The sequence below is a fragment of the Mesobacillus campisalis genome, assembly GCF_000986785.1.
In the GTDB taxonomy this organism is placed as follows: Bacteria; Bacillota; Bacilli; order Bacillales; family Cytobacillaceae; genus Mesobacillus_B; species Mesobacillus_B campisalis.
Window position 1 is genome coordinate 1 of sequence record NZ_LAYY01000097.1, and the last position, 24,115, is coordinate 24,115.

A 24,115-nucleotide genomic window follows, 5' to 3' on the forward strand; every position below is an offset into this window, starting at 1 on the left:
ACTCGCCCTTATCGTCAGATTTGCAAAATTGCCAGTGCCATATGGAATATGGAATACAAGCCAAGGCTCGCAACAGTGGCCAACAATGTTTTTTTGGCTGACTTTATGATTGCATTCCCAATTACATTCGACAAATAAAAGAATACTAAAAACATGAGGCCATTATAAATTGGGTGATCATGCTGGGAAAGCCATTCCATCAGGCTATAGGCACTCCAAATGATTAGCTGCAGCATCAAAACATAATAGTATTTCAACCTGATCCCCCCGTTCTTAATCTGTATCCTTAATGGCCCCCTATCTATTATATGAATGAAAATTCACGTTATTTTTCATTTTTGTAACATTTGAGTGACATCAGGCTTTTACCGATATTGCTGTGATAGAATGACTTTGACTTATGAACATAAAACCATTCCCGGAAAAAGTGAGGCCAGATGAATGAAAGTATTGTCTTTTATTTTAGCCGCTTCCTTCCTGCTATTCTCTTCTTCGTGCAATACAGTTGGGGATTATGAAGAGTTGAATATTGATAATGAAATTAAGCAGATTGTCTTTTTCTCTGATGAAAAAGATTACAGCCACGAAGTTGCCTACTATGATGCCATTATTGAACTTAAACGTGACTTCCCAAATGAAATTAACAATATGATGGTTCTCTCCGGGGACAATGCAGATAAATATTATAAGCTGTTCGATGTGAAGGAAAGCCCTGCCATACTCGTTTTCTTCGAGGACGAAGTGGTGCTTAAAATTGATGGTATTGTATCTAAGGAAAAAATCATCCAGCCATTGGCACAAGCGCTTTCGGATAACATAGCCCAACAGGGCCGCTAAGACATAAAAAAGTCCTTCCTGTACGGAAGGACTTTTTTTATTCATTATTTAATGATATGGATAGGGTTACCCAATGCAACTTCGGCTGCTTCCATTGAAATCTCGCCAAGGGTAGGATGTGCATGGATGGTCATAGCCAAATCTTCCGCTGTCATGCCAGTCTCAATGGCCAAGCCAAGCTCGGCAATCATATCTGAAGCACCAGCGCCTGCAATTTGGGCACCAATGATCAAGCCATCTTCCTTGCGTGTCACGAGCTTCATGAAACCGTCCGACTCATTAAGGGACAAGGCACGGCCATTGGCTGCGAATGGGAACTTTGCAGCAACGACATCAAGGCCTTCTTCTTTCGCCTGTGCTTCTGTATAGCCAACAGATGCCAATTCAGGGTCTGAGAATACGACTGCAGGGATTCCCAGATAGTCGATTTCAGACGCATGGCCTGCAATGGCTTCTGCCGCAATTTTACCTTCATAGGAAGCTTTATGGGCTAGCGGCGGACCTTCGACAACATCCCCAATAGCATAAATGTTGCTGATATTCGTTCTGCATTGCTTGTCAATTTTGATGATTCCGCGATCGGTCAGCTCTACGCCTGCCTGCTCAAGGCCAAGTTCATCCGTATTCGGCTTGCGTCCTACCATGACAAACACATAGTCCGCTTCGATCTTCTGTTCTTCGCCTTTGGCTTCATAAGTAACAACAACGCCATCTTCTTTTTCTTCCACACCTTTAGCAAGGGCCTTTGTAATGATTTCAGCACCTTTTTTCTTAAGGTTGCGTTTTACTAATGAAGACATCTGCTTTTCAAAGCCGTTAAGGATTTCATCCGCGCCTTCAAGAATGGTCACTTTCGTGCCGAAGCTTGCATAAGCTCCGCCAAGTTCCGTTCCAATATAGCCACCGCCAATTACAACAATGCTTTTTGGCAGTTCCTGAAGGTTCAATGCACCTGTGGAATCAAGAATACGCTTTGAATACTTGAACGCAGGGATTTCCAGCGGACGGGATCCAGTTGCAATAATTGCATTTTTAAACGTATAAGTCTGCGCTGAATTTTCATCCATTACCCTTAGGGTATTAGCATCCACAAAGTAGGCTTCACCGCTTACAATATCTACTTTGTTTCCTTTTAACAGACCTTCAACACCGCCTGTCAATTTCTTGACGACACTTTCCTTGAAGGACTGGACTTTAGAGAAGTCCAATGTAACATTCTCGGCAATAACCCCCATGCCTTCAGAATGCTTCGCATTCTCAAAGCGGTGGCCAGCTGAGATAAGAGCCTTTGAAGGAATACATCCGACATTCAAGCAAACTCCGCCAACCGTTCCCTTTTCGACAATTGTTACTTTTTGGCCCAGCTGGGCAGCACGAATCGCTGCCACATATCCGCCAGGGCCTGCACCAATGACTATAGTATCTGTTTCAATTGGGAAATCTCCTACTACCATTTATTACGCCTCCATTAACAATAGTTCTGGATCGTTTAACAAGCGTTTGATATGATTCATTGCATTCTGCGCTGTTGCACCGTCGATCATGCGGTGGTCGAAACTTAGTGATAGAGCCAATACCGGAGCAGCTACAATTTCTCCATCTTTAACAATGGCTTTTTCAGCAATGCGGCCAATACCTAAAATGGCTACTTCAGGATGGTTGATGACAGGAGTAAACCATTGTCCGCCTGCAGATCCAATGTTTGAGATTGTGCAGGAAGCACCCTTCATCTCATCTGGAGCCAGCTTGCCATCACGTGCTTTGACTGCAAGTTCATTGATTTCGTTTGAAATAGTGAACACAGACTTTCGGTCAGCATCTTTTACCACTGGTACAAGAAGACCTTTTTCAGTGTCAGCCGCAATACCGATGTTGTAGTAATGCTTGTGAACAATCTCGTCAGTCGCATCATCAAGGGAAGTGTTCAATGCTGGGTATTCACGCAGCGCACTTGTTAATGCTTTTACCACATATGGAAGGAATGTAAGCTTGATTCCTTTTTGTGCAGCAACTTCTTTGAATTTCTTGCGGTGAGCAACCAGCTTGGTTACATCGATTTCGTCCATTAATGTAACATGCGGAGCTGTATGCTTTGAGTTCACCATAGCCTTGGCAATGGCTCTGCGAATTCCGCTCATCTTCTCGCGGGTTTCTGGATACTGTCCTTGAGGAACTGCCTGAGCTGCAGGTGCTTTTGCTTCTGCCGCAGGTGCTTCCTGCTGCTGTGCAGCCGCTGGCGCCTCTGCCGCTGCTCCACCGCTTTGGAAGTTGTCAATGTCTTCTTTTAGAACACGGCCGTTTTTGCCAGTTCCGGAAACAAGACGGATATCGATGCCTTTATCGCGTGCGTATTTACGCACTGAAGGCATTGCGATTACGCGGCGGTTCGGGTCTGCTTCAGCTTCTGGAGCTGAAGCCGCTCCTGCACCCGTTGCTCCCTGAGCTGCCGGAGCATTTGCTTCTTCCTTCTTAAGGTCCTGTCCGGATTCCATTGTGGATTGAACCTGTGCTTCCGTCTTGGCATCCCCTGCTGGTGCTTCTTCTTCATCTCCTTTAAACTTCAGGTTTTCATAACCTGGTGCGTCAAAAGAGATCAGGGTTTGTCCAACAGTAGCAACTGTGCCTTCTTCTACATGGATTTCTTCAACTGTTCCTGCCACTGGGGAAGGAATCTCTACTACCGCTTTATCATTTTGAACTTCACAAAGGACATCGTCTTCCTGGATTTTATCGCCAGGCTTTACGAACCATTTAACGATTTCCCCTTCATGAATGCCTTCACCGATGTCTGGCATTTTAAATTGGAATGACACTAAAAATCACCCTCCTAGTTATAAAAACGTAAGTGTCTGTCCAGCCCCATCCAATGGGGGGCTGAAAAGAGACCACTGATTTTTTTAAGTGTTATTAGAATGTAAGAACTTTCTTAGCTGTTTCAATTACATCTTTATAATTCGGAAGCCATACAGTTTCCGCTTGTGAGAATGGATAAACGGTATCAGGTGCGGCAACACGAAGCACTGGTGCTTCAAGGTTTAAAATTGCACGATCGTTAATTTCAGCAACAATTTGCGCTGCAATGCCCGCTTGCTTTTGAGCTTCCTGGACGACCATCGCACGGCCGGTTTTTTCAATGGAAGCAATGATTGTATCGATATCGAATGGCATGATGGTACGCAAATCGATTACTTCCACCGAATGACCTTCTTTCTCAAGCTCTTCTGCAGCCTTCAGGGACTCATGAACCATAGCACCGTAGGTAATGATGGAAAGATCCGTACCTTCCCTCTTTACATCCGCTACTCCCAATGGAATGGTGTATTCTTCCTCAGGAACCTCCTGGCGGAATGAGCGATAAAGCTTCATATGTTCAAGGTATACAACCGGATCGTTATCGCGGATCGCAGAGATAAGCAAACCTTTAGCATCATATGGTGTGGACGGGATGACCACTTTAAGTCCAGGCTGCTGGGCAACAAGACCTTCAAGGCTGTCAGCATGCATTTCTGGCGTATGTACGCCGCCGCCGAATGGGGAACGAATCGTTACAGGAGAAGTGTAAGTTCCGCCGGAACGATAACGCATACGAGCCATTTGTCCCGCGACTGCATCCATTACTTCATAGACAAAACCAAAGAACTGAATTTCCATTACTGGCCTATAGCCTTGCAGGCCCAGGCCAATTGCGAGCCCGCCGATGCCGGACTCGGCAAGGGGCGTATCAAATACCCGCTCTTCCCCAAATTCAGCTTGCAGTCCTTCCGTTGCACGGAATACCCCGCCGTTTACTCCAACGTCTTCCCCGAAGACAAGGACATTCGGATCATTGCGCAGTTCTACGCGCAATGCATCGGTAATTGCTTGAATCATTGTCATTTGAGCCATGGCTTACTTCGACTCCTTCTCTGTATAAATTTCATATTGTTCTTGAAGGTGATTCGGCATTTCTTCATACATGTTGGACATCAAGTCGGTCACCTTTTGCTTTGGCTGTTCGTCCGCCTTCTTAATGGCATCTTTAATATCATCTTTTGCTTTTTCAATTACTTCATTTTCCATTTCCTCGTTCCAGATTCCCTTGGATTCGAGGAATTTGCGGAAACGGACAAGCGGATCTTTCTTTTCCCACTCATTGTCAAGGTCAGCTGTACGATAGCGTGTTGGGTCATCCCCAGCCATTGTATGAGGACCATAACGGTAAGTCAGGGTTTCAATAAGCGTAGGACCTTCACCGTTCACGGCACGTTCACGGGCTTCGCGGACTGCAACATAAACAGCAAGAGGATCCATTCCATCAACCTGGACTCCAGGAATTCCGGCTGCAACAGCCTTTTGGGCAATCGTCTTGGCAGCAGACTGCTTTTCAACAGGAGTAGAAATGGCAAAACGGTTGTTTTGAACAATGAAGATGGCAGGAGCTTTATATGCACCAGCAAAGTTGATGCCTTCGTAGAAGTCTCCTTGAGAAGCTCCTCCGTCACCTGTATAAGTAATCGCGACAGACTGGGCGCCGCGCTTTTTCATACCAAGGGCAACACCAGCAGCCTGGATGTACTGCGCACCAATGATGATTTGCGGAGAAATCACATTTACGCCTTCAGGGATCTGGTTGCCGTGGAAGTGGCCGCGTGAGAACAGGAATGCCTGATATAGCGGAAGGCCATGCCAGATCATTTGCGGAACATCACGGTAGCCTGGAAGAATGAAATCTTCTTTTTCAAGAGCAAATTGGGATGCAAGCTGGGAAGCTTCCTGTCCCGCAGTCGGAGCATAAAAACCAAGGCGTCCCTGGCGGTTCAGGGAAATGGAACGCTGGTCGAGAATCCTTGTATAAACCATTCTCTTCATTAATTCCTGAAGCTGCTCGTCCGCCAAGTCAGGCATAGCGGCTTTATTTACAACTTCCCCTTCTTCGTTTAGGATTTGCAATGTTTCAAATCCATCTTGAATTTGCTCAAGCTGTTTTACAGAGTCAGCCATCGTATTTTTTGTTTTAGATGCCATCTAAAAGTCACCTCTTCCTTTCCTAATCACATTAATTAATCTTTTATACAGATATAGCGTACCCAAAAGCGGTGAATTTTTCATCAGGGAGTTGAAAATACATCTTAAAGTTTCAGCACTGGTGCAGCGTCCACACCACTATGTAGTTTTCCACAGAAACGGCAGTCACAAACTAACCAATTGTGCCACAAGGCGTCCTGCTGGCTGTACTATCTTATTTTCAAACTTAAATGATACACATTCAACTCTCACGTCCCTTAGTGTACAATATCCAAAAAGCTCCCGTCAAATACAATGTTCCAGATTTTCGCACCTCGGAAGCATCCTTTTCGAACAAACTGTACTATAAAAATAATATAACTGTATCATTTTTAATTTTCTTCCTTCTTTCAAAGCCGTGATATAAAAAAAGCATCGGTCCCATTACGGAACCGATACTCACGATATAAAAGAACAAAAATATTATATTGATATTATTCCGTCTCCACCTTCAACCCTGCAGCATCGTAAAATGAGAGCTTAGCTTTATTATACTGGTCTGTTTTTTCATTAAAGCGTTCATTGGCCGAGAGAACCTCATCATAAGCAGCATTTACCTTGTTGATTTGCTCCTCAATAGTTTCGATGGTCAGGTCTTTATCCTTTAAAAGTTCATAAAGCTCTTTGTCATAGGACAGCCCGTCTGTATAGCTTTTATAGAGTTCATCATGGATGGCATAGCGATCAAGCATCAGCTGCTGCAGTTCCGCCAGTTGCTTTTCCAGCTTAGGGTCTTCGAGTTTTTCAGCAATTCCTTCTACTCCGCCGAATTCCTCCTTTGATTCTTCCATGCTTTCCTTTTCTTTATCGAGATGCTCTTTCCTTTTATCCGCAATGGTAATGGCTTCATCTGCCAATTGGACAATTTCGTCATGCTGATCCATATTTAATTCAATGATTTTTGCATAAAGTTCCTTTTCTTCCTTTTCCAGTTTCACAAGAGGCTCCTGCTGCTCCTCAAAGGTCTTCTCAATCTGGACCACTTCTTCAAGCTTGGTGAAAATTTGTTCCGCAGGATCCTGCCGGTTCATGCATCCAGCCGCAAAAGCAGCGAGGGAAATTAACATAATAAAAACAAGGATTTTTCGATAGTTTGGCAAATTACGACCTCCTTACAGCTTCCATTTCACTATATCGATTTTAGCGTATTTTGACAACCTTGGGAATGCCAGTCCGTCCCGCCAACCCAAATACTTTCGGGGAATACGTTGATTATGGGCATCCGCCCATACACTTTGACCGTGCTTTCATATTTTATAGTAATCGCCATGCTAAGGGCGAAAAAAAGAAGGGGAGGTTTTCCTTTATGTTTGGATACGGATATGGTTATGGATGCGGCTATCCAGGATACGTCGGCGGTTTTGGCAGAGGCTTTGCCCTCATCGTCGTGCTGTTCATCCTTCTTATTATTGTAGGCTGTGCCTGCTGGAAGTAATTTTAGCTGAGGAAGATGCGGCTCTTGCATCTTCCTTTTCAGCGGTTATTTCCTGTGAATTTGCTTTATCTTTTTAAGTGACATTTGTTAGACTAAGGTGTACATATACTGATTTTGAGGTGAACCTTAATATGTTGACTATGGACGACATCGTACGGGATGGCCATCCCTCCCTGCGGACAGTCGCTGAACCTGTACAGATGCCTGCATCAGATGAAAGTCATGAAATACTTCAGGAAATGCTCCAATATGTGATAAACAGCCAAAACCCTGAAATAGCAAAAAAATATGGACTTCGTCCCGGAATCGGACTGGCTGCACCGCAAATAAATGTTTCCAAGCGAATGATTGCTGTTCATGTTCATGATGACAGGGACAAACTGTACAGCTACGGAATTTTCAATCCGAAAATCGTGAGCCACTCAGTCGAACGCTCTTATTTAAAAAGCGGGGAAGGATGTCTTTCTGTTGATGAACCTTTTCCCGGATATGTCCCAAGATATGCCAGAGTGACCGTAACAGGAACGACCCTGGAAGGAAAGGAAATCAGACTGCGTTTAAAAGGTCTGCCAGCCATCGTTTTTCAGCACGAGATTGATCACTTGAACGGAATCATGTTCTATGATCACATTAACAAACAAAACCCTTTTGCTGAAATTGAAAACGCCACTGTTATTGAAAGATAAGAAAAAACCTGCAAAAAGTTTGCAGGTTTTTTTCTTTGCGCCTCCCTTTCCCGGATGAAGACTCTACATGCTGTTCATACTATTTTTAATAAAGGGGCCGGCCACAGGAGAACTTGACCGTTTTCAAAATCCAACATATTTATGAAATAACCTGTAACACACAATAAAATCTCTAATTTTATCATATAATATAGATAAAAAGAAAGAAATTCAGTTAAAATTCGGCAAAACTTTCCTTGTTTGCTTTACATTGGACAAGGATGGTTTAAAATAAGAAGTAAGGAGATGATCCACTATGTTAAAGAAGCTAAGACGCAAGCTCTTGCAACAGTGGAAAGATATGCTTCGCAAAAAAACTATCGCTTAAAAATTTTGAGCCCTTCAAACTTGCGAAGGGCTCCTTCATTATTGTACATTTGTTTAAGTGGAAAATAACGGGATGAAGCTATTCAAACAGGTTATGGGATACGATTATAAATGTTAAATTTCATAAATAAAAAAGCGATGACAATAAGGAGAGAGAGTCTGATGATTTTTAAAGTTTACTATCAGGAAGAAATCAAAGAAGTCCCAGTAAGAGAAAAGACCAAAACTTTGTACATTGAAGCGGGGTCGGAAAGGGAAGTACGGACTAAGCTTAAAAACCGCCCCTATAATATTGAATATGTACAGGCTGTAGAGGGTAGTTATCTTGAATATGAACAGCAAAAAGAATATTTTGAAGTATTGGAGAATGATTAAAATATGAAATTTGTTAAAAATGACCAGACCGCTGTTTTCGCCCTGGGCGGACTGGGTGAAATCGGAAAGAATACCTACGCTGTCCAGTTTCAGGATGAGATTATCCTAATTGACGCCGGCATTAAATTTCCCGAGGATGAGCTGCTGGGAATCGATTATGTGATTCCTGATTACTCCTACCTTGTGAAAAATGAAGATAAAATCAGGGGTCTTTTCATTACCCATGGCCACGAGGACCATATTGGCGGCATTCCCTATCTGCTGAAGCAGATCAATGTACCGATTTATGGCGGAAAGCTTGCCCTCGGTTTAATTCGCAACAAGCTTGAAGAACATGGATTGCTTCGCCAGACAAAAATGATTGAAATCAAGGAAGACGATGTGATCAAGTTCCGGAAAACATCCGTTACTTTCTTCAGGACAACCCACAGCATCCCCGATTCGTATGGGATTGTGGTTAAGACACCTCCTGGACAGATTGTCCATACTGGGGATTTCAAGTTTGACTTTACACCGGTCGGCGAGCCAGCCAACCTGATTAAAATGGCCGAAATTGGGAAAGAAGGCGTTCTCTGCCTTCTTTCTGACAGCACAAACAGCGAAGTGCCAAATTTCACCATGTCGGAAAGGAAAGTAGGCAATACCATCCATGACATCTTTCGAAAAGTGGACGGAAGAGTCATCTTTGCCACTTTTGCCTCCAACATCCACCGTCTGCAGCAAGTGACTGAAGCAGCGGTAGCCAATGGCAGAAAGATTGCTGTCTTTGGACGCAGTATGGAAGCAGCAATCACCATCGGACAGGAGCTCGGCTATATTCGCGCACCCAAGGATACTTTCATTGACCATCAGCAGATCAATCGTTTGCCTGCCAACCAGGTAACCATCCTCTGCACAGGAAGCCAGGGAGAGCCAATGGCCGCTCTTTCACGAATTGCCAATGGCACGCACAGGCAAATTCAAATCATTCCTGGAGACACCGTGGTGTTTTCTTCTTCCCCAATCCCTGGAAACACAATCAGTGTAAACAGGACAATCAACATGCTCTCGCGTGCGGGGGCGGAAGTCATCCATGGCAAGCTCAGCGATATCCATACATCCGGGCATGGCGGGCAGGAAGAGCAAAAATTGATGCTCAGGCTAATCAACCCAAAATTCTTCATGCCAATCCATGGCGAGTTCAGGATGCAGAAGATGCATGCCAAATTGGCAGTCGACTGTGGAGTACCAGAAGAAAATTGCTTTATCATGGATAATGGCGATGTGCTTGCCCTTAGCAATGATGAAGCCCAGGTTGCCGGAAAGATTCCATCAGGTTCCGTGTATATCGATGGAAGCGGGATTGGCGACATCGGAAATATCGTCCTTCGCGACCGGAGGATCCTGTCCGAGGAAGGACTTGTCGTTGTGGTCGTCAGCATCAACATGAAGGACTTTAAAGTTGCAGCGGGCCCTGATTTGATTTCCAGAGGATTTGTGTATATGAGAGAATCAGGAGATCTTATCAATGATGCCCAAAGCCTAATTACAAAGCACCTGAACAAAGTGATGGAAAGAAAAACGACACAGTGGTCGGAAATCAAAAACGAGATCACCGATACGCTTGCACCGTTCCTGTACGAAAAAACAAAGCGGCGCCCAATGATTTTGCCAATCATCATGGAAGTGTAATTTGTGTCTTTCAGCCATAAAAAAAGTGCCGCACAGCTGTGCGGCACTTTTCTCGTTTAAGCTGAGAAGATGGCACACGCGTAAAAGTTGTACCAAAGGGCGCTTCCGCTTTTCTTACAATGCCTTCTTTTCAAAACGGTTGATATCTGTGTCTGCACCAATGATGATAAGAATATCACCAGTTTGGATCAATTCGTCTGCCTGGGGAGAGACAAGGATATCATTTCCCCTTTTAATAGCTACAATATTGATTCCATACTTGGCGCGAATATTTAAATCAATGATTGAATGGCCGCCAAGCTTGCTGCTCGCCACAATCTCCGCAATGCTGTGTTCATCAGAAAGCTCCAGGTAATCGAGCACGTTATTGGAAACAATATTATGTGCAATCCGCCTTCCCATATCCCTTTCCGGATGGACAACAAAATCAGCGCCAATTTTGCGCAGCACCTTTTCATGATAATCGTTTTGGGCTTTAACCGTTATTTTATTTACCCCAAGTTCCTTCAGCATTAGAGTTGTTAAAATACTTGCCTGGATATTATCGCCGATGGCGACAATCACATGGTCAAAGTTGCGGATTCCCAGGCTTTTAAGCACCTGCTCATCCGTTGTATCAGCACAAACGGCATGAGAGGCGATAGCTGCAAACTTATTGACCCTTTCCTCGTTATTATCTATTGCCATGACAGGGACACCCTGCTCGGATAATTCCTTGCAGATGCTGCCGCCAAAGCGGCCTAAACCAATTACAGCAAATTCCTTTTTCATATCGTTCCCCCCAAACAATCCAGTTACAGTCCTATCTTAGCATAACGTCCCCTTAAGCAATAGGGATATTCATCCGTTAATTTGGTGGCTGCTGTTCTATGGGCGCTCCTGAAGGATTCCTGCCTTTTCTTCTTCTTCTGAGAGCGGCCCAAACCAAAGCCAAAATGAATGTCAGCATGAACAATATTGGTAAATTTCCAATAAGCATAACGATAAGGCCTGACATAATGGAGAGCAGCACATTTATATTGACCGCGAACTGCTTTTCGATCTTTTGCCAGAGATTAAGATCGCTTTTAGCCATCACATGCGGGCTTTCCTCCATAAAAATGGTGACGGTCGAGTAGGAAGTCTGGTTCTGCAGGTATTTGATTCTTCCTTGCAGTTGTTCGATTTGTTCCTGGACAGCAGATAGGTCAGACGAAATCTTAAGAAGGTCTTCCGTTTTTTCGGCATCTTCCATAAATTTCAGCAGCCTTCCCTCCACAGCTTTTTTGGAGCGCAGCCTTGCCTCCAGGTCGACATATTCTTCTGTAACATCTTGGCCGCTTACATGGCGGTTAGCCACCCTTGCCGCTGCGTTCTCGGCATCAGAGATAAATGATGAAAAATGCTCTTGAGGAACCCTGAAAGTCATCGTACCGCTGCGCTGATTTTCATGTGCGTTTGCATTGGACTCCACTATGTATCCCCCGTAGGCAGATGCCTTACCCTCGAACTCCTTCTGGGCTTTGCCTATGTCTTTAACCTCAAGGTGGATTTCAGCTGTATAAATTACTTTCCGTTCCTCGGCCAGCGTTTCCATCCCTGCTCCTTCAGAGGTTCGGCCCTCGTCGTTGGCCTTTTCATTCTTCATGCTGGAATCACTATCCTGGACTGACATTTCTCCTTCCGCTTGTTCCACTGCACTGTCCCTTGATTCGGACATCTTGCTTTCGGACTGTCCCATGCCGCTGCATCCAGCCAAAAACAGCAAAACAAATAGAAAAGACAGTACTTTTCTCATTCCCTCCATGCACCACACCCCATTTCATTTATTAATATGACGTGTGAAACAGGTTAAAGTTACCAATAAAAAAAGCGGTCCATTGGACCTGCTTTTTTATTTTTATTAAATTCGCTCAAGTTCATCCAGTACCAGATTCACCCGCTTCTCGAGCATGTTCATTCCGCTGCCCCCAGCCTGGAAGTGACGGAGCCTGCCTTCTCTATCAAATAGATAATAAGCAGGCACATATTTATTTTTAAAGCGGTCTGTCAGATGACGGTCATTGTCTATGAAGATTGGCTGTGTGATATCATGCTCTGCCGCAACCCTTTTAATTTCTTCAAGGTCTAGATCATCATCGGACCTTGGCATATGGACAGCAATCACATTGAGCCTGCCTTTAAATTTATCGCGAAACTCGTTGATCTGGGGCATTGCCTCCTTGCACAGGCGGCAGCTGATCGACCAAAAATGGAGAAGGACAGGTGCAGTGCCTATCAGCTCTTCCCTTGTCATTTTTCCATTCAGCCATTCCGATGCTCCAGTCAGTTCAGGCATTGGTTCTCGTAATTTCATTTTCACACCTCAGCTTGAACACTTGTATTGGATATACGATGTAAGAAGTGAAATAGCCGACCCGATTGCCTTTTCGTCTGGATTAAGCCTCGAATGGTGAAGGCCGAAGCCTGAGTCCACTCCCAGCCAAAACATGAAGCCAGGAATCTCTTTCAGCATATACCCAAAGTCTTCTCCTGTCATGGCTTCCTTGCATTCTACTACCTTGAACTGTCCCATATTCCCGGCGAACTCCATAAATTCCCTGGTTAACACCGGTTCATTGTAGACCTGATGGTACATGGCGCCAAAATCCACTTCTGCCTCACACTCATAGCCGACCTCTATACCACGGACAATGGACATCAGCCGCTGCTTGACTTTTGCCATTGACTCAGGTGACAGCGTGCGGATCGTGCCTTCAATCCTTGCCTTCTCTGCAATGATATTCTGGACTGTACCGCCAGTGATTTTCCCGATTGTGACAACAGCGCTGTCCAGTGGATCAACGTTCCGGGAGACGATCGTTTGAAGCTGGGTGACCAGGCTGCAAGCGGCAATGACCATATCATTCGTTTTGTGGGGATAGGCAGCATGCCCGCCTTTTCCCTTCAGATCGATAAACAGTTCCGAGGTATTGGCAAAGAGCAATCCTTCCTTAAGCGCAACCGTGCCTACCGGGTATTCCGGGGCAATATGAAGAGCCACAACCATATCCGGCTTCCATTCCTTCATAATATCCGTTTTCAGCATTGGCTCTGCCCCACCAGGGCCTTCCTCGGCAGGCTGAAACATAAACAGCAGATTGTCATGAACAGGATACATGACAAAATGGTGGATCAACCCAAGGGCGATACTCATATGAAAATCATGGCCGCAGGCATGCATTCTGCCTTCATGGACAGATTTGAACTCAAGTCCTGTTTCTTCAGTAATTGGCAGGCCATCGATATCGGCGCGATATCCCACCGTTTTACGAGGGTTCAGACCCTTGATTTTTACAAACACACCTGTTTTCCAAGTCTTAACCTCCATCCGTTCCTGAGGAAGAGTTTGGAGATATTCCAGCAAATAGGACTGGGTTTTATATTCCTGAAAGCCGAGCTCGGGAATTTGATGAAGATCCCTTCTGATATTAATAAATGTATCCACTTGAGAGCCTCCTTGCCTAGAAAGAAAGCGCGGATATACTCCGCGCTTTTAAAACATTCCATACACCAAACTTAAAGCTGGCGCAGTTCCTGCTTGATTTCCGTTTTTGATTTGGTTTTCTCATCGATTTCCTTAATCACACGCGCAGGTATTCCTGCAACCACTGTGTTTGGCGGTACATCGTCCACTACAATTGCTCCTGCAGCAACAACAGCACCCTTTCCGACTGTTACACCTTCCAAAACAACAGCATTGGCACCGATGACTACTTCATCCTCCACAATTACAGGCTTTGCAGAAGGCGGCTCAATGACGCCTGCAAGGACAGCCCCTGCTCCTACATGACAGTTTTTACCGACCGTTGCACGTCCACCAAGGACAGCATTCATATCAATCATTGTGCCTTCCCCGATTACAGCACCGATATTGATGGAAGCACCCATCATAATGACCGCATTATCGCCAATTTCTACCTGATCACGAATAATTGCGCCTGGCTCAATTCGAGCCTTGATGTTTTTCATATCCAAAAGCGGGATAGCGGAATTTCTGCGGTCATTTTCCACCACATACTCATCAATTTTATCCTGGTTAGCCTCAAGCACAGAATTGATTTCTGCCCATTCACCAAATACTACACCACTGTTTCCTGAGATGAATGTCTTGGAACTGGAGCCAAAATCCAGGCCTTCAAGATTTCCTTTTACATACACCTTAACAGGTGTTGCCTTTTTGCTGTTCTGAATGAAAGAGATAATTTCGTTTGCGTCCATCATTTTCATTTGAAGTACCTCCATTAGGATTATGTATTTTCAGCTAAAAATTACTTTACCAAACTAAACTGCTTTACACAAGAAATTGCTTTATGAATCTGTCGAACTTTCCAAATGTTCCTTGATAATTTCAATAAAGGCTTGAACCTGTTTCAATTGAAAGGCCGACTCATACCCTATCAGCCATGTATCCCGTTTAATAGGTTTCCCATCCTCATCAAGAAGAGGGATTTTAAAGATGTTTTCTTCACCGCCGCTAAGGGTGATTTCAGGCAAGATGGCGTACCCAATCCCGTTAAAAGTCATTTGTTTACATGTTTCAATCTGATCGACAATAATCGTTCTTTTGGGAGGAGTTTGAAAGTTGCGCAGCCACCAATCCTGGATTTCCTGATAATAATTTGAATCACTCTTGAACTGAATGAAGGGCCGATCCGTTTCCAGCACCTGTTCCGGCCTCATGATCTCGGTATCGACAAGGTTTAACGTATCCTGGAACAAGTGAATCTTGACCCCCTTCCAGTCCGGTGTCCCCCTGATGATCCCGATATGAACCTGGTCCTCGTAAAGCGCCTTGGCAATTTCACTGCTCCAGCCTGTAATTAAAGAAATCTTCGCCTGTGGATGCCTGCTGACAAATTTTTTCAGTACTTGCGGGAGCCAATTTTGGCCAACAATGGAGGCGACAGCAATTTTCAGAGTCCCGTATACCTCTGCATCGAGCGACGAAATCGCTTCCCTCACCTTTTCTTCCTTTGCCAGCATCTCCTGGGCAAATTGAAGGACAATCTCGCCTGCAGGGGTTAGGGAAAGCCCCTTCTGTGAACGGATAAACAGTTTTGCTCCCCAATCCTTTTCAATCGTCTGCAAGCGCTGGGATAGCGCTGGCTGGGACACGAAAAGACGCTCGGCGGCCTTTCTCATATTCATTTCCTGAGCAAGAATCGAGAGCAAATGGAACTCGGACAAAGACGACATACTTATTCCCCCCTAGGCTCAACCTCTTTTTTCGGCAGGAAAGCCATTAGCACAAGACTGATTACAGCGAATATGACCAAAACAAGGTAAACAGTATGCAGGGCGCCCGTCAGCCCTTCCTGCAGCAATGTCTTCACATCAACAGGCAAGGCTCTTCTTTCGCTCTCATTCAGAAGCATATTCATGGAGTCAATGGTTATTTCACCTATCCCCAAGTCCCCTTTATCCTTTAAATGGCTCTGAAGCACACTGTTGAGGATTCCTCCCAAAAGAGCGGCTCCTATCGTATTTCCGAGATTTCTCATAAACATATTCCCTGCTGTAGCAGCACCACGCTGCTCCCATGGAACTGTGCTTTGAATGGACACAATAAAAGCCGTGCTGGTCAAACCCATTCCCACCCCAAACGCGAACGATCCGGCCGCTGCCCACAGCGGTCCTCCCTCAGGAGAAAGGGTGGCAAACAAGAGGCTGCCGATAATGAGGGCCCCTCCTCCGAGTAATGAAGTCGTGCGGAAGCCAATCTTCAATAACAGCCAGCCTGAAACCGTTGAGGCAATCGGCCAGCCAATTGACATCGCCGTTAAGGTAAATCCAGCAACAATTGGCGACCTTTCCATGACACCCTGGACAAACGCGGGAAGAAAGCTGGATATGCCAATCAGCATCATCCCTGTGACAAGCGAGGTAATATTGGCAATGAAAATGGGACGCACCCCCCACATGCTGAAGTCCATCATGGGTTCGACCGCTTTTCGTTCATTTAGAACAAACAGTATGAAGGCTGCCGTGCTGACCAGCATGAGGGCAGCCGCCTGGACAGATGTCCAGGATATATGTACCCCGCCTTCGACAAGCAATACCATAAAGCTGCTTATCGCGAATGTAAGCAATACAGCACCGCGATAATCAATGGACCGCTTTTTCTTTTCAATGTTTTCGTGCAGAAAGAACCAAATTCCCGCAATTGCCAGGAAGCCGAGGGGAATATTGATCCAGAAAACATAGCGCCAGCTGACAAATTCGACCAGCAGCCCCCCAATTGCCGGTCCTGAGACGGCTGAGATGCCCCATACACTGGATAGGTACCCTTGTATTTTGGCCCTTTCTTCTTTTGTGTATATATCTCCAACAATGGTTGTTGCCACTGGAGTAACAGCACCTGCACCAAAACCCTGTATCAGCCTGAAAAGGATAAGGAGTTCCATGGAGGGAGCCAAACCGCAAAGGATCGACCCGATAAGAAAAATGATAATTCCAAAAATGAGGATTGGCTTTCTCCCAAACAAATCGGATAGCTTCCCATAAATCAAGACTGTTACCGCGTTCATCAAGAGATAAGCTGAAAATACCCAGCTGTACAGCGAGAAGCCCCCCAGGTCCCCGACGATGGCGGGCATGGCCGTTGAAACAATCGTTGCCTCGATTGCTCCCATGAACATTGCCAGCATGACGGCAGCCAGGACAAGCGGTCTTTTTGTCTGAAGCTGATGCTTTGAAGAACGTGCGATATCCTGTTTCCCCCTCACCTAATCACCTCATTCCATGTGAAAAAAGAAGCCCCCGCTTTTTCCGGGGGCTGCAGTTATCCTTTGTTAAGCTGGAACCTTTCCAATTGCATCAGCACGGCTCTTCTGGTAAGAATTCCTTCAAAAAGCCCATCATCATCTTCCACGCATAAAAATGGGTGGTCCACCAGATGCCCAAGAGAAGATTGAAGCGTCGCGTTAATATTGATTCTCGGGATGGACTTATTCATAGCTTCTTCCACCCGTTTCCGCTCGAGCAGCTCAAACTCTATGCGTTCAATTCCCAAAATGGAATCCATAATGATTGGTGTACTAATCAGGCCATGCAGCCGAAAATGCGGGTCCAATACCGGAACAGCTGTATATCCGCTCCTGGTCAACACTAGCAGTGCATGCTCAAGGCTGTTTCCAATCTGCACATGAGCCACACGTTCAGCAGATATTAACAAGTCTTTAATACTCATCTGTAAAAATTCTCCACTTTGTTGAGAAGGCATTGTCGAAAAACTCCCTAGAATGGATTTCTATCATCCCTATTTTATCACACTTTCTTCGGCGGTGTCGTTATATTAACCGCTTTCAGCGACTAAGTAAAAAAGAGGCCATCACGGCCCCTTTTTATTGAATTAGATCGAATATTTCAATGGTGATCATATCAATATTGTCAAATTGGTATTTCTTTGGCTTTTCTTTCTCATTGTAAACTTCCAGTTCATACGTTTCTGTTTTTGGGTGATACGTTACCTGGCACTTTCGCTCGCCGTTTACCTCAAAAAAACGCTGGGCAGGTTCTCCGCTGGCAGCCGTTTCCTGAAGACTCTTCAACCGTGTAATAATACCTTGAAGCTGTGACATAGTTCCTCTCCTTTCAAAATTAAAAAAGCGAATGCGGCGCTTTCCTAATCTTCATAAATCAGATTTAACAATAGGGTTCTCTTTTGACATGTTTCTATGCCTGACGAAATAAATTCTGAATTGTCCAGTCCTATTCCTTTACATGCCAATATTAACAGAATAAAATAATGACAGGCATTTGTACAAGCAAAACCTTTGAAGGGAGCGAATTTTATTGGGAAAACCTATGCAGCTGACGGAAAAAATCCATTTAATCGATGGTCACGATCTCGGTATGGAGGAGCGGACAGGAAGCTATGTGCTGATGGAGGATGACATTACTCTCATTGAAACCTCCGCGAGCCCATCCGTCCCGCATATACTGGCTGGCCTTAAAGACCTTGGTCTTGCACCTTCAGACATAAAATACATCATCGTTACCCATATACACCTCGACCACTCAGGCGGCGCAGGGCTGTTGCTTACATATTGTCCAAATGCAAAAATCGTTGTACACCCAAAGGGCCAACGCCATCTAGCAAACCCTTCAAGATTAATCACCAGCGCAAAAGCCGTCTATCGGGAAAAATTCGAAGCATTATTCGATCCCATCCTGCCTGTTCCTGAAGAAAATATTCTGGTGAAGGCTGATGGTGAAACGCTACAAATCAGTGAAGATTGTGTATTGACATTCCATGATTCTCCCGGGCACGCCAACCATCATTTCAGCATTTTTCATCCAGGGGTAAAAGGATTGTTCAGTGGAGATACAATCGGCATATATTATCCTCAGCTTGCTCGAAGAGGGATTGAATTGTATATCCCTTCCACTTCACCCAATCAATTTGATCCCGACAAAATGCTTTACTCAATAGAAACCTTTGAACAGCTAAAGGCAGAGCGCCTTTTCTTTGGACACTTCGGCATGTCGGAACACCCAGAGGAAGCATACAGCCAGGTAAAATATTGGCTGGAAGTATTCTGTTCCACCGCAGAGACTGCCTTTAGTGAAGGCAGTGATTTTGAGGAAAGGACGAATCTTGCCGCACAAAAGCTTTATGGGAGAGTCAAAAATCAATTGCTTGAAAACGGGCTGAATGATAATGACCCTATTTTTGAACTTCTCTCTCTCGACCTTCAAATAAGTTCGATGGGCCTAATCGATTACCTAACCAGAAAAAAATAATGGAGGCAGCATGATGTCACAGATAACTATATATACCCAGAACGATTGTCCTCCGTGTCAAATCGTCAAAATGTTTTTAAAGGATCATCAGGTGGACTTTGAAGAAAAAAACATTACATCCGATCCTAAAGCAAGGAACGAGCTGACACAGGTTTATGGAGCATACTCAACACCCACCGTTGTAGCTGGCAATGAAGTAATCATCGGATTTGAACTGGAAAAATTAAAAAAAGCGTTAAGCCTTGAATAGCCTCATACAAAAACGAAGCGCCTTCCATCAGCGCTTCGTTTTTGGTTCTTGCATATGTCTTCCTGTGCAGCCTGATTCCGCCCCCTTGCGGACGTACCCGACGGCTTCGTAAAGCCATCCTATCTTAGCTGGATGTGATAGCCAAAAGGCCCCATCCCGAATGAAAGGTGAATGGGTTCTTCCTTGGCATCTTTTTCTGTCAGGCTTGGAATCAATAAGGGAAAAGAAGCGGCTTTCGATATGACTGTTTTAGAGTCAGATTTGCCTCCATTAAGCAGTTGGTTTGTTTCCAGAAGGTTTTTGCCTGTATCGATGTCTGTACTACTGGATGTAGGGTAGGCCTCTTCCATCACTTCTGCCGGCAGATCGTCATACCAATAGGCAGCGACTTTCCAGCTCCCATCTTCATTCACCAGCTGGACTCCTTCATAATGGCTTTCATAAGAGACAGGGCCATCCTCTGTAGCCGGAAAATGCTCGACTATGTATAGGCTGTCCCCTATGGCAACAACTTTTGTTTCCTCTGAAAATTGATAAAAAGGGATATAGTAAAGAGCAAAATCAGAGCCATATGTAAAATAATGACCATCTTCCTCAACTAGATTCTCTTCCAAAAACATTTGTTTGTATTCTTCGGTAAAGTACGGATTGAGGACATCGTCGACCTCAGCCAATGTACGGACTTTTTCACTAAGTGACACTTGAGCTTCAAACGCAGATTCAAGAATGGAGAACACCTCTTCCCGATCCGGCTGTGTATTGGCACTTGCCTGGAGAGGAACCGCCAGTCCCCAAAATAATAAGCATGGTAGCAAAAACCTTACAAGTCTGCCCATTTTCTCTCCCCCTTGTTCTCTTTCTTTCGCTAAGTCCTTTCATTGTAGCAATTCTAAATTATGGATATGAAAGGAATCGTTCGTTAAATACTTTCATTCTTTGACAGCATTTGACTGTATATTCTTTTCTACCCAAGATAATTTGCGGAAAAACACCTTTAAGGCTGCTACCGGTTTTGCAAAATATTCCCAATGAAAAAAAGCCCCTATTGTAGGAGGCTTTTTTTATGAATTGTTCAAAATAACCCTTCACGGTTATTTAGGTAGCTGGATTCCAGGTCAATGAACAGGAAATGTTTCGAATCGATTGGAAGGCAGAAGGTCCTGATTGTCGCCCCAGTTTCGATATCATTGTAACGATCAGACAAGATCCCTTTCTTTTCCTTCCTCATCTTGATGATATTTTCAAGAAAATAGGGGCGCCAGCTCCAGTTCTTTTCCAGGTATTCCGGCTGCATGGCCCAGCCTTGTTCCTTTTTAAAGAAGTTGGGTGACCTCTGGAAGCCATCTTCATCGCAAACATACATCCTGAAGGCCATTTCATCCAGTTCCTTTGCCAGCACCTCCAGCAAATGCCTGTAATCTTCAGCTTTACGGTTGCGGTTTAACAGCTCCTGCATCCTTGAATTAAATTCTTCGCTCAGCGCAAATAAATTTTCGAGCTTTTTCTTTTCTGACAAAATAAACCCCTGGCACTCGGCTTTCAACCGTTCTTTTAGGAGGTTCCTGTCAACAAATTCAGCATGGGGCGGTTTCAGGTAATATCCCTGATAATACCTGCCTCCATTTTTCCAGGCAAACTGAAGCTGAAAGGCTGTTTCAATGTTTTCAAACAAGAGAGCCGCTCCTATCTTGCGTGCCAGTAGTGACAAGGAAAAAAGGATATTGCGGTAGCTGGGTCCTGCTGATGTAGATTTCAATACCTGAAGGTCCACTTTTAGAATGTCTGGTTCCAGCTGGCTGATGCGGTCAAGGTGGCTGCTGTCGTTGCCAATTTTATCAATCGCGATTTTGATTCCGAATGTTCGGTAATATTGAATCAAATGATTCAGATCCTCAAATTCTCCCCCATAATTTCGTTCTGAAATTTCAAGTACAATCTGGTCTGGGCGCAATCCATTATCCTCATAAGATAAAATAAGCTTCAATAGTCCTTCTTCTTCATCCTGCAGCAATAATTCTGCATCACGGTTAATAAAAAACAAAAACTCCCCGTCCAGTTCCTCAGCCTTGGCAAATGCCTTTTCCAAAATCGCAAGGTCCACTTCCAATTTGTATTCCTCTGGTATATCCTGATCCTGGAAAAAGGGGCCCAGACTCACTGGTCCCTGGTCGGTCTGGAAACGCCCCAGGATTTCATAGGCAGTGACCCGGTGTTCATCTGCACTAAAGATTGGCTGAAAAAAAGGAAAGACACGATCTTTGTTTGTCAGTATATCCAGAGCATCCATATAACCTCTCCCCGATTTGTCCCTTTTATTACTCACTCTTTTGTCCCTAACTTCCATTTTACTTATACTTCTATTTTATGTGAATGTCTGATAGTATTATTAAGACATTTTTAAATAGGTTGGTACTTTGCTATGTCCACACACATGACCAGACGGTCTTTTCTTAAAAAAATATTTGGCGGCCTCATCGCCATTGGAGGAGCAGGTGCAGGCGGCTATTACTATGCCCATGAGATTGAGCCTAAACTTCTGGAAATTACCCGCCATACCATCCAAAGCCCCCTTCTGCCTCCTGGGTTTGACGGCTTGAAAATCGTCCAATTCAGCGATACCCATGTTGGATTCCAGTATACACTTGAACAGCTGGGCAAGCTGGTTACAAAGATCAACAGCCTTGATCCGGACCTTATCCTCTTTTCGGGTGACTTGATCGATGATCCTTACGGTTATGGAGATGCGGCTCAAATCATAGGGATGCTTTCTTCCTTAAGAGCTGTGTTGGGAAAGTATGCAGTTTATGGAAACCATGACCATGGTGGTTATGGCTCCGATCTTTATAAGCGCATCATGGAAGAAGCAGGCTTCACTTTGCTATTAAATGAAGCTCGGCCGGTTTCCCTCCTGGATGGCAGTTCCATTCATATTGCCGGTGTCGATGACAGCATGCTCGGGAAGCCTGACATTGCAGCTGCCATACAAGGTATTCCACAAGATTCCTTCAAAATCCTCCTTTCCCATGCGCCTGACCTGGCCGATTCGGCTGCAGGTTATAACATCCAATTGCAATTAAGCGGGCACAGCCATGGCGGCCAGGTTCAAATACCTTTTTACGGTCCGCTGGTGACCCCGCCCCATGCCGAGACCTATCCGGAAGGATTTTATGAAGTTGGGACCAATAAAATGAAGCTCTATGTAAACCGCGGGCTTGGCACGACAAGGCTCCCTTTCCGCTTTTTTTCAAAACCGGAACTGACATTGTTCACTTTAGAAAAAGTCTGAAAAAGCAGCGAACGCTGCTTTTTTGTGTTGAAAAAAAGAGGGGAGGCATAAATTAAATCATGAGCTATAGCGGAAGGCGGGATTTTTATGATTCATATTGTTAAAGCTGGAGAAACATTGAACATGATTGCAGGCAATTACCGGCGGAGGCTGCGGGAAATCCTGGCGGCAAATCCCTCAATAACCAATCCGGGTGCGATTTATCCCGGGCAGAGGATACGTATTCCAGGGCTGCCTGAGCCCCAGTCCATTCCTTATTCCATCTATGTTTCGGTTGGTTCCAAAACTCTCTCCCTTTCCCGGAACGGAAGAGTCATAAAAACGTATCCTATTGCCACTGGCAAAATGCTCACCAGCACCCCTATAGGCGACTATATCATTGTCAATCGCGAACCCAACCCCGGCGGCCCCTTTGGTGTCATGTGGCTCTCCCTCTCCAAAAAGGGCTACGGCATCCACGGAACAAATGATCCTTCCTCAATTGGCAAGGCCGTTTCGAAAGGGTGCATTCGGATGTTCAATAAAGATGTACTGGAACTGGCGCGGACTGTTCCCAATGGCACCAGGGTAACTATAAGACCCTAAATGGCAGCGTGTGATGGACGCATCCAGGAATCTTTGTGAGTTTCGGTTTTTCATCTGGTAATTTTAGGGGTATAATAGGCTTATACCGCATGAACCAGGAAAGGAGCCCATACATTGAACAGGGAAAGCAACAGATATACCCCGCCCGGACCAACAATTGAAACCCTCTCCCAGGCTATCTATATCGTCAATCGCCATGCCAAGACTGCCCCAAATCCAAAACAGCTGTATCAGCTTAAGCACGAGGCCATAAAAAAACTGCTTCGGGAAGGTAAGGCTAAAAAGATAGGTCTTCATTTTTCCCAAAATCCTAGAAAAAGCCAGCAGCAATCAGACGTGCTCGTCGAATGCGCACAGTACACGTTCCATATTCCCCCTACAAAAGCGGACTTTGAGTCCCTTCCGCACTTGGGGAGCCTGGATCATTCTGTCAGAAACCCAAAAGCAAACCTGTCGCTGACACAGGCAAAAAAACTGCTTATGGCTTATACGGGATTTAAGGACGACCAGCCGCAGCCTGGTAAAAAGAAATCACAGTATCAGAAGCCAGTGTTTAAAAAACTTGGCGAAAGTTACTTTTAAAACCGGCAGGGCGTGAGTTCCGGCATCCACCGAGACCAAATCCGCCTGATTTGGTCTTCTTTAGTTTGCAGAGGGACAGACATTAATTTTCGGACCGGAGCTTCTGCTTTTAGGGTCGAGCTGTCCGAATCAGACCCTCTTTTTGGACTCCATCCTGCGGTTCACGACCTGGCTTGTCCGTATGCGAGGTTTTTTCGGACTCGACCTATCGTACCTTGCCCAAGCTGTCCGAA

Annotated in this window: 27 protein-coding genes; 10 read left to right on the plus strand and 17 right to left on the minus strand. The window is 45.0% G+C overall.

The genetic code is table 11. The features are described from left to right. Positions 1 to 14: 14 nt before the first annotated feature. Positions 15 to 257: a hypothetical protein gene (locus WQ57_RS22620; protein WP_046525911.1), complete on the minus strand. Its 243-nt coding sequence runs from the start codon at positions 255 to 257 to the stop codon at positions 15 to 17. A 184-nt stretch (positions 258 to 441) separates the two neighbouring features. On the opposite strand from WQ57_RS22620, the gene WQ57_RS22625 reads away from it, so the two are divergent. Then, entirely contained in the window at positions 442 to 837 is a 396-nt protein-coding gene (locus WQ57_RS22625) for a hypothetical protein (RefSeq protein WP_046525912.1), read from the plus strand. A gap of 44 nt (positions 838 to 881) precedes the next feature. Here the strand turns inward: WQ57_RS22625 and lpdA are convergent, their stop codons facing one another. From lpdA to WQ57_RS22650, 5 genes are all read right to left on the minus strand, one after another. Continuing rightward, the gene (gene lpdA, locus WQ57_RS22630; protein WP_046525913.1) at positions 882 to 2,291 is read right to left on the minus strand and encodes a dihydrolipoyl dehydrogenase; all 1,410 of its coding nucleotides are present in this window, start codon (positions 2,289 to 2,291) and stop codon (positions 882 to 884) included. Positions 2,292 to 2,294: 3 nt separating this feature from the next. Beyond that, a complete protein-coding gene (locus WQ57_RS22635; protein ID WP_046525914.1) occupies positions 2,295 to 3,650 on the minus strand; it encodes a dihydrolipoamide acetyltransferase family protein in 1,356 nt (451 codons plus the stop codon). Between the two features lie 94 nt (positions 3,651 to 3,744). Then, complete coding sequence (locus WQ57_RS22640) at positions 3,745 to 4,722, minus strand: alpha-ketoacid dehydrogenase subunit beta (protein WP_046525915.1); 978 nt, start codon at positions 4,720 to 4,722, stop codon at positions 3,745 to 3,747. 3 nt (positions 4,723 to 4,725) lie between these two features. Then, positions 4,726 to 5,841, minus strand: a complete 1,116-nt coding sequence (pdhA, locus tag WQ57_RS22645) for a pyruvate dehydrogenase (acetyl-transferring) E1 component subunit alpha (protein WP_046525916.1) — start codon at positions 5,839 to 5,841, stop codon at positions 4,726 to 4,728. Positions 5,842 to 6,314: 473 nt separating this feature from the next. Beyond that, a complete protein-coding gene (locus WQ57_RS22650; protein WP_241481612.1) occupies positions 6,315 to 6,980 on the minus strand; it encodes a YkyA family protein in 666 nt (221 codons plus the stop codon). A gap of 206 nt (positions 6,981 to 7,186) precedes the next feature. Between WQ57_RS22650 and WQ57_RS26375 the strand changes: the two genes are divergently transcribed. The 4 genes from WQ57_RS26375 (at position 7,187) to rnjA (ending at position 10,413) form a co-directional block, all read left to right on the plus strand. Next, the gene (locus WQ57_RS26375; RefSeq protein ID WP_084820356.1) at positions 7,187 to 7,315 is read left to right on the plus strand and encodes a YjcZ family sporulation protein; all 129 of its coding nucleotides are present in this window, start codon (positions 7,187 to 7,189) and stop codon (positions 7,313 to 7,315) included. Positions 7,316 to 7,446: 131 nt separating this feature from the next. Beyond that, the gene (gene def, locus WQ57_RS22660; protein ID WP_046525918.1) at positions 7,447 to 8,001 is read left to right on the plus strand and encodes a peptide deformylase; all 555 of its coding nucleotides are present in this window, start codon (positions 7,447 to 7,449) and stop codon (positions 7,999 to 8,001) included. Between the two features lie 528 nt (positions 8,002 to 8,529). Further along, complete coding sequence (locus tag WQ57_RS22665) at positions 8,530 to 8,742, plus strand: DNA-dependent RNA polymerase subunit epsilon (protein WP_046525919.1); 213 nt, start codon at positions 8,530 to 8,532, stop codon at positions 8,740 to 8,742. Between the two features lie 3 nt (positions 8,743 to 8,745). After that, a complete protein-coding gene (gene rnjA, locus WQ57_RS22670; RefSeq protein ID WP_046525920.1) occupies positions 8,746 to 10,413 on the plus strand; it encodes a ribonuclease J1 in 1,668 nt (555 codons plus the stop codon). Positions 10,414 to 10,527: 114 nt separating this feature from the next. Here the strand turns inward: rnjA and WQ57_RS22675 are convergent, their stop codons facing one another. The 9 genes from WQ57_RS22675 to WQ57_RS22715 form a co-directional block, all read right to left on the minus strand. Continuing rightward, entirely contained in the window at positions 10,528 to 11,184 is a 657-nt protein-coding gene (locus WQ57_RS22675; protein ID WP_046525921.1) for a potassium channel family protein, read from the minus strand. A gap of 76 nt (positions 11,185 to 11,260) precedes the next feature. Beyond that, positions 11,261 to 12,199, minus strand: a complete 939-nt coding sequence (locus WQ57_RS22680) for a DUF4349 domain-containing protein (RefSeq protein ID WP_052948852.1) — start codon at positions 12,197 to 12,199, stop codon at positions 11,261 to 11,263. Between the two features lie 96 nt (positions 12,200 to 12,295). Further along, positions 12,296 to 12,748 (minus strand): TlpA disulfide reductase family protein, encoded by a 453-nt coding sequence (locus tag WQ57_RS22685; RefSeq protein ID WP_046525922.1) that lies wholly within the window; start codon positions 12,746 to 12,748, stop codon positions 12,296 to 12,298. 9 nt (positions 12,749 to 12,757) lie between these two features. Beyond that, on the minus strand, positions 12,758 to 13,879 hold the full coding sequence (locus WQ57_RS22690) for an N-acetyldiaminopimelate deacetylase (protein ID WP_046525923.1): 1,122 nt from the start codon (positions 13,877 to 13,879) through the stop codon (positions 12,758 to 12,760). Between the two features lie 71 nt (positions 13,880 to 13,950). After that, complete coding sequence (dapD, locus tag WQ57_RS22695; RefSeq protein ID WP_046525924.1) at positions 13,951 to 14,661, minus strand: 2,3,4,5-tetrahydropyridine-2,6-dicarboxylate N-acetyltransferase; 711 nt, start codon at positions 14,659 to 14,661, stop codon at positions 13,951 to 13,953. 81 nt (positions 14,662 to 14,742) lie between these two features. Then, complete coding sequence (locus tag WQ57_RS22700) at positions 14,743 to 15,630, minus strand: LysR family transcriptional regulator (RefSeq protein WP_046525925.1); 888 nt, start codon at positions 15,628 to 15,630, stop codon at positions 14,743 to 14,745. Between the two features lie 2 nt (positions 15,631 to 15,632). Then, on the minus strand, positions 15,633 to 17,081 hold the full coding sequence (locus tag WQ57_RS22705) for an MDR family MFS transporter (RefSeq protein ID WP_084820360.1): 1,449 nt from the start codon (positions 17,079 to 17,081) through the stop codon (positions 15,633 to 15,635). A gap of 134 nt (positions 17,082 to 17,215) precedes the next feature. Beyond that, complete coding sequence (cbpB, locus tag WQ57_RS22710) at positions 17,216 to 17,656, minus strand: cyclic-di-AMP-binding protein CbpB (RefSeq protein WP_046525927.1); 441 nt, start codon at positions 17,654 to 17,656, stop codon at positions 17,216 to 17,218. Between the two features lie 121 nt (positions 17,657 to 17,777). Continuing rightward, a complete protein-coding gene (locus WQ57_RS22715) occupies positions 17,778 to 18,014 on the minus strand; it encodes a YkuJ family protein (RefSeq protein ID WP_046525928.1) in 237 nt (78 codons plus the stop codon). A gap of 214 nt (positions 18,015 to 18,228) precedes the next feature. On the opposite strand from WQ57_RS22715, the gene WQ57_RS22720 reads away from it, so the two are divergent. Together WQ57_RS22720 and WQ57_RS22725 are read left to right on the plus strand one after the other, a co-directional pair. Further along, the gene (locus WQ57_RS22720; protein WP_046525929.1) at positions 18,229 to 19,179 is read left to right on the plus strand and encodes an MBL fold metallo-hydrolase; all 951 of its coding nucleotides are present in this window, start codon (positions 18,229 to 18,231) and stop codon (positions 19,177 to 19,179) included. A 10-nt stretch (positions 19,180 to 19,189) separates the two neighbouring features. After that, positions 19,190 to 19,429, plus strand: a complete 240-nt coding sequence (locus WQ57_RS22725; protein ID WP_420912411.1) for a glutaredoxin family protein — start codon at positions 19,190 to 19,192, stop codon at positions 19,427 to 19,429. 119 nt (positions 19,430 to 19,548) lie between these two features. On the opposite strand, the gene WQ57_RS22730 is transcribed toward WQ57_RS22725, so the two are convergent. Both WQ57_RS22730 and WQ57_RS22735 read right to left on the minus strand, forming a co-directional pair. Continuing rightward, positions 19,549 to 20,265 carry a DUF3993 domain-containing protein gene (locus WQ57_RS22730; protein WP_052948853.1) on the minus strand — a complete coding sequence of 239 codons (717 nt, stop codon included), beginning with the start codon at positions 20,263 to 20,265 and terminating at the stop codon, positions 19,549 to 19,551. 236 nt (positions 20,266 to 20,501) lie between these two features. Next, positions 20,502 to 21,716 (minus strand): EAL domain-containing protein, encoded by a 1,215-nt coding sequence (locus WQ57_RS22735; RefSeq protein WP_046525931.1) that lies wholly within the window; start codon positions 21,714 to 21,716, stop codon positions 20,502 to 20,504. A gap of 132 nt (positions 21,717 to 21,848) precedes the next feature. Here WQ57_RS22735 and WQ57_RS22740 point away from each other — a divergent pair, with 132 nt between their 5' ends. The 3 genes from WQ57_RS22740 to WQ57_RS22750 all read left to right on the plus strand — a co-directional run bounded on the left by WQ57_RS22740 (position 21,849) and on the right by WQ57_RS22750 (position 23,882). Then, positions 21,849 to 22,715 (plus strand): metallophosphoesterase, encoded by an 867-nt coding sequence (locus WQ57_RS22740; protein ID WP_046525932.1) that lies wholly within the window; start codon positions 21,849 to 21,851, stop codon positions 22,713 to 22,715. Positions 22,716 to 22,802: 87 nt separating this feature from the next. Then, positions 22,803 to 23,300: a L,D-transpeptidase family protein gene (locus WQ57_RS22745; protein ID WP_046525933.1), complete on the plus strand. Its 498-nt coding sequence runs from the start codon at positions 22,803 to 22,805 to the stop codon at positions 23,298 to 23,300. A gap of 114 nt (positions 23,301 to 23,414) precedes the next feature. Next, entirely contained in the window at positions 23,415 to 23,882 is a 468-nt protein-coding gene (locus tag WQ57_RS22750; RefSeq protein ID WP_046525934.1) for a YkyB family protein, read from the plus strand. The last annotated feature ends 233 nt before the right edge of the window (positions 23,883 to 24,115 follow it).

Bases quoted from the DNA above. Each gene is read 5' to 3' on its own strand.
- WQ57_RS22625 (WP_046525912.1), top strand. From the start codon at position 442: ATGAAAGTATTGTCTTTTATTTTAGCCGCTTCCTTCCTGCTATTCTCT.
- lpdA (WP_046525913.1), bottom strand. From the start codon at position 2,291: ATGGTAGTAGGAGATTTCCCAATTGAAACAGATACTATAGTCATTGGT.
- WQ57_RS22640 (WP_046525915.1), bottom strand. From the start codon at position 4,722: ATGGCTCAAATGACAATGATTCAAGCAATTACCGATGCATTGCGCGTA.
- pdhA (WP_046525916.1), bottom strand. From the start codon at position 5,841: ATGGCATCTAAAACAAAAAATACGATGGCTGACTCTGTAAAACAGCTT.
- WQ57_RS26375 (WP_084820356.1), top strand. From the start codon at position 7,187: ATGTTTGGATACGGATATGGTTATGGATGCGGCTATCCAGGATACGTC.
- def (WP_046525918.1), top strand. From the start codon at position 7,447: ATGTTGACTATGGACGACATCGTACGGGATGGCCATCCCTCCCTGCGG.
- WQ57_RS22665 (WP_046525919.1), top strand. From the start codon at position 8,530: ATGATTTTTAAAGTTTACTATCAGGAAGAAATCAAAGAAGTCCCAGTA.
- rnjA (WP_046525920.1), top strand. From the start codon at position 8,746: ATGAAATTTGTTAAAAATGACCAGACCGCTGTTTTCGCCCTGGGCGGA.
- WQ57_RS22675 (WP_046525921.1), bottom strand. From the start codon at position 11,184: ATGAAAAAGGAATTTGCTGTAATTGGTTTAGGCCGCTTTGGCGGCAGC.
- WQ57_RS22680 (WP_052948852.1), bottom strand. From the start codon at position 12,199: ATGGAGGGAATGAGAAAAGTACTGTCTTTTCTATTTGTTTTGCTGTTT.
- WQ57_RS22685 (WP_046525922.1), bottom strand. From the start codon at position 12,748: ATGAAATTACGAGAACCAATGCCTGAACTGACTGGAGCATCGGAATGG.
- dapD (WP_046525924.1), bottom strand. From the start codon at position 14,661: ATGAAAATGATGGACGCAAACGAAATTATCTCTTTCATTCAGAACAGC.
- WQ57_RS22700 (WP_046525925.1), bottom strand. From the start codon at position 15,630: ATGTCGTCTTTGTCCGAGTTCCATTTGCTCTCGATTCTTGCTCAGGAA.
- WQ57_RS22705 (WP_084820360.1), bottom strand. From the start codon at position 17,081: ATGCTGGCAATGTTCATGGGAGCAATCGAGGCAACGATTGTTTCAACG.
- cbpB (WP_046525927.1), bottom strand. From the start codon at position 17,656: ATGCCTTCTCAACAAAGTGGAGAATTTTTACAGATGAGTATTAAAGAC.
- WQ57_RS22715 (WP_046525928.1), bottom strand. From the start codon at position 18,014: ATGTCACAGCTTCAAGGTATTATTACACGGTTGAAGAGTCTTCAGGAA.
- WQ57_RS22725 (WP_420912411.1), top strand. From the start codon at position 19,190: ATGATGTCACAGATAACTATATATACCCAGAACGATTGTCCTCCGTGT.
- WQ57_RS22730 (WP_052948853.1), bottom strand. From the start codon at position 20,265: ATGGGCAGACTTGTAAGGTTTTTGCTACCATGCTTATTATTTTGGGGA.
- WQ57_RS22735 (WP_046525931.1), bottom strand. From the start codon at position 21,716: ATGGATGCTCTGGATATACTGACAAACAAAGATCGTGTCTTTCCTTTT.
- WQ57_RS22740 (WP_046525932.1), top strand. From the start codon at position 21,849: ATGTCCACACACATGACCAGACGGTCTTTTCTTAAAAAAATATTTGGC.
- WQ57_RS22745 (WP_046525933.1), top strand. From the start codon at position 22,803: ATGATTCATATTGTTAAAGCTGGAGAAACATTGAACATGATTGCAGGC.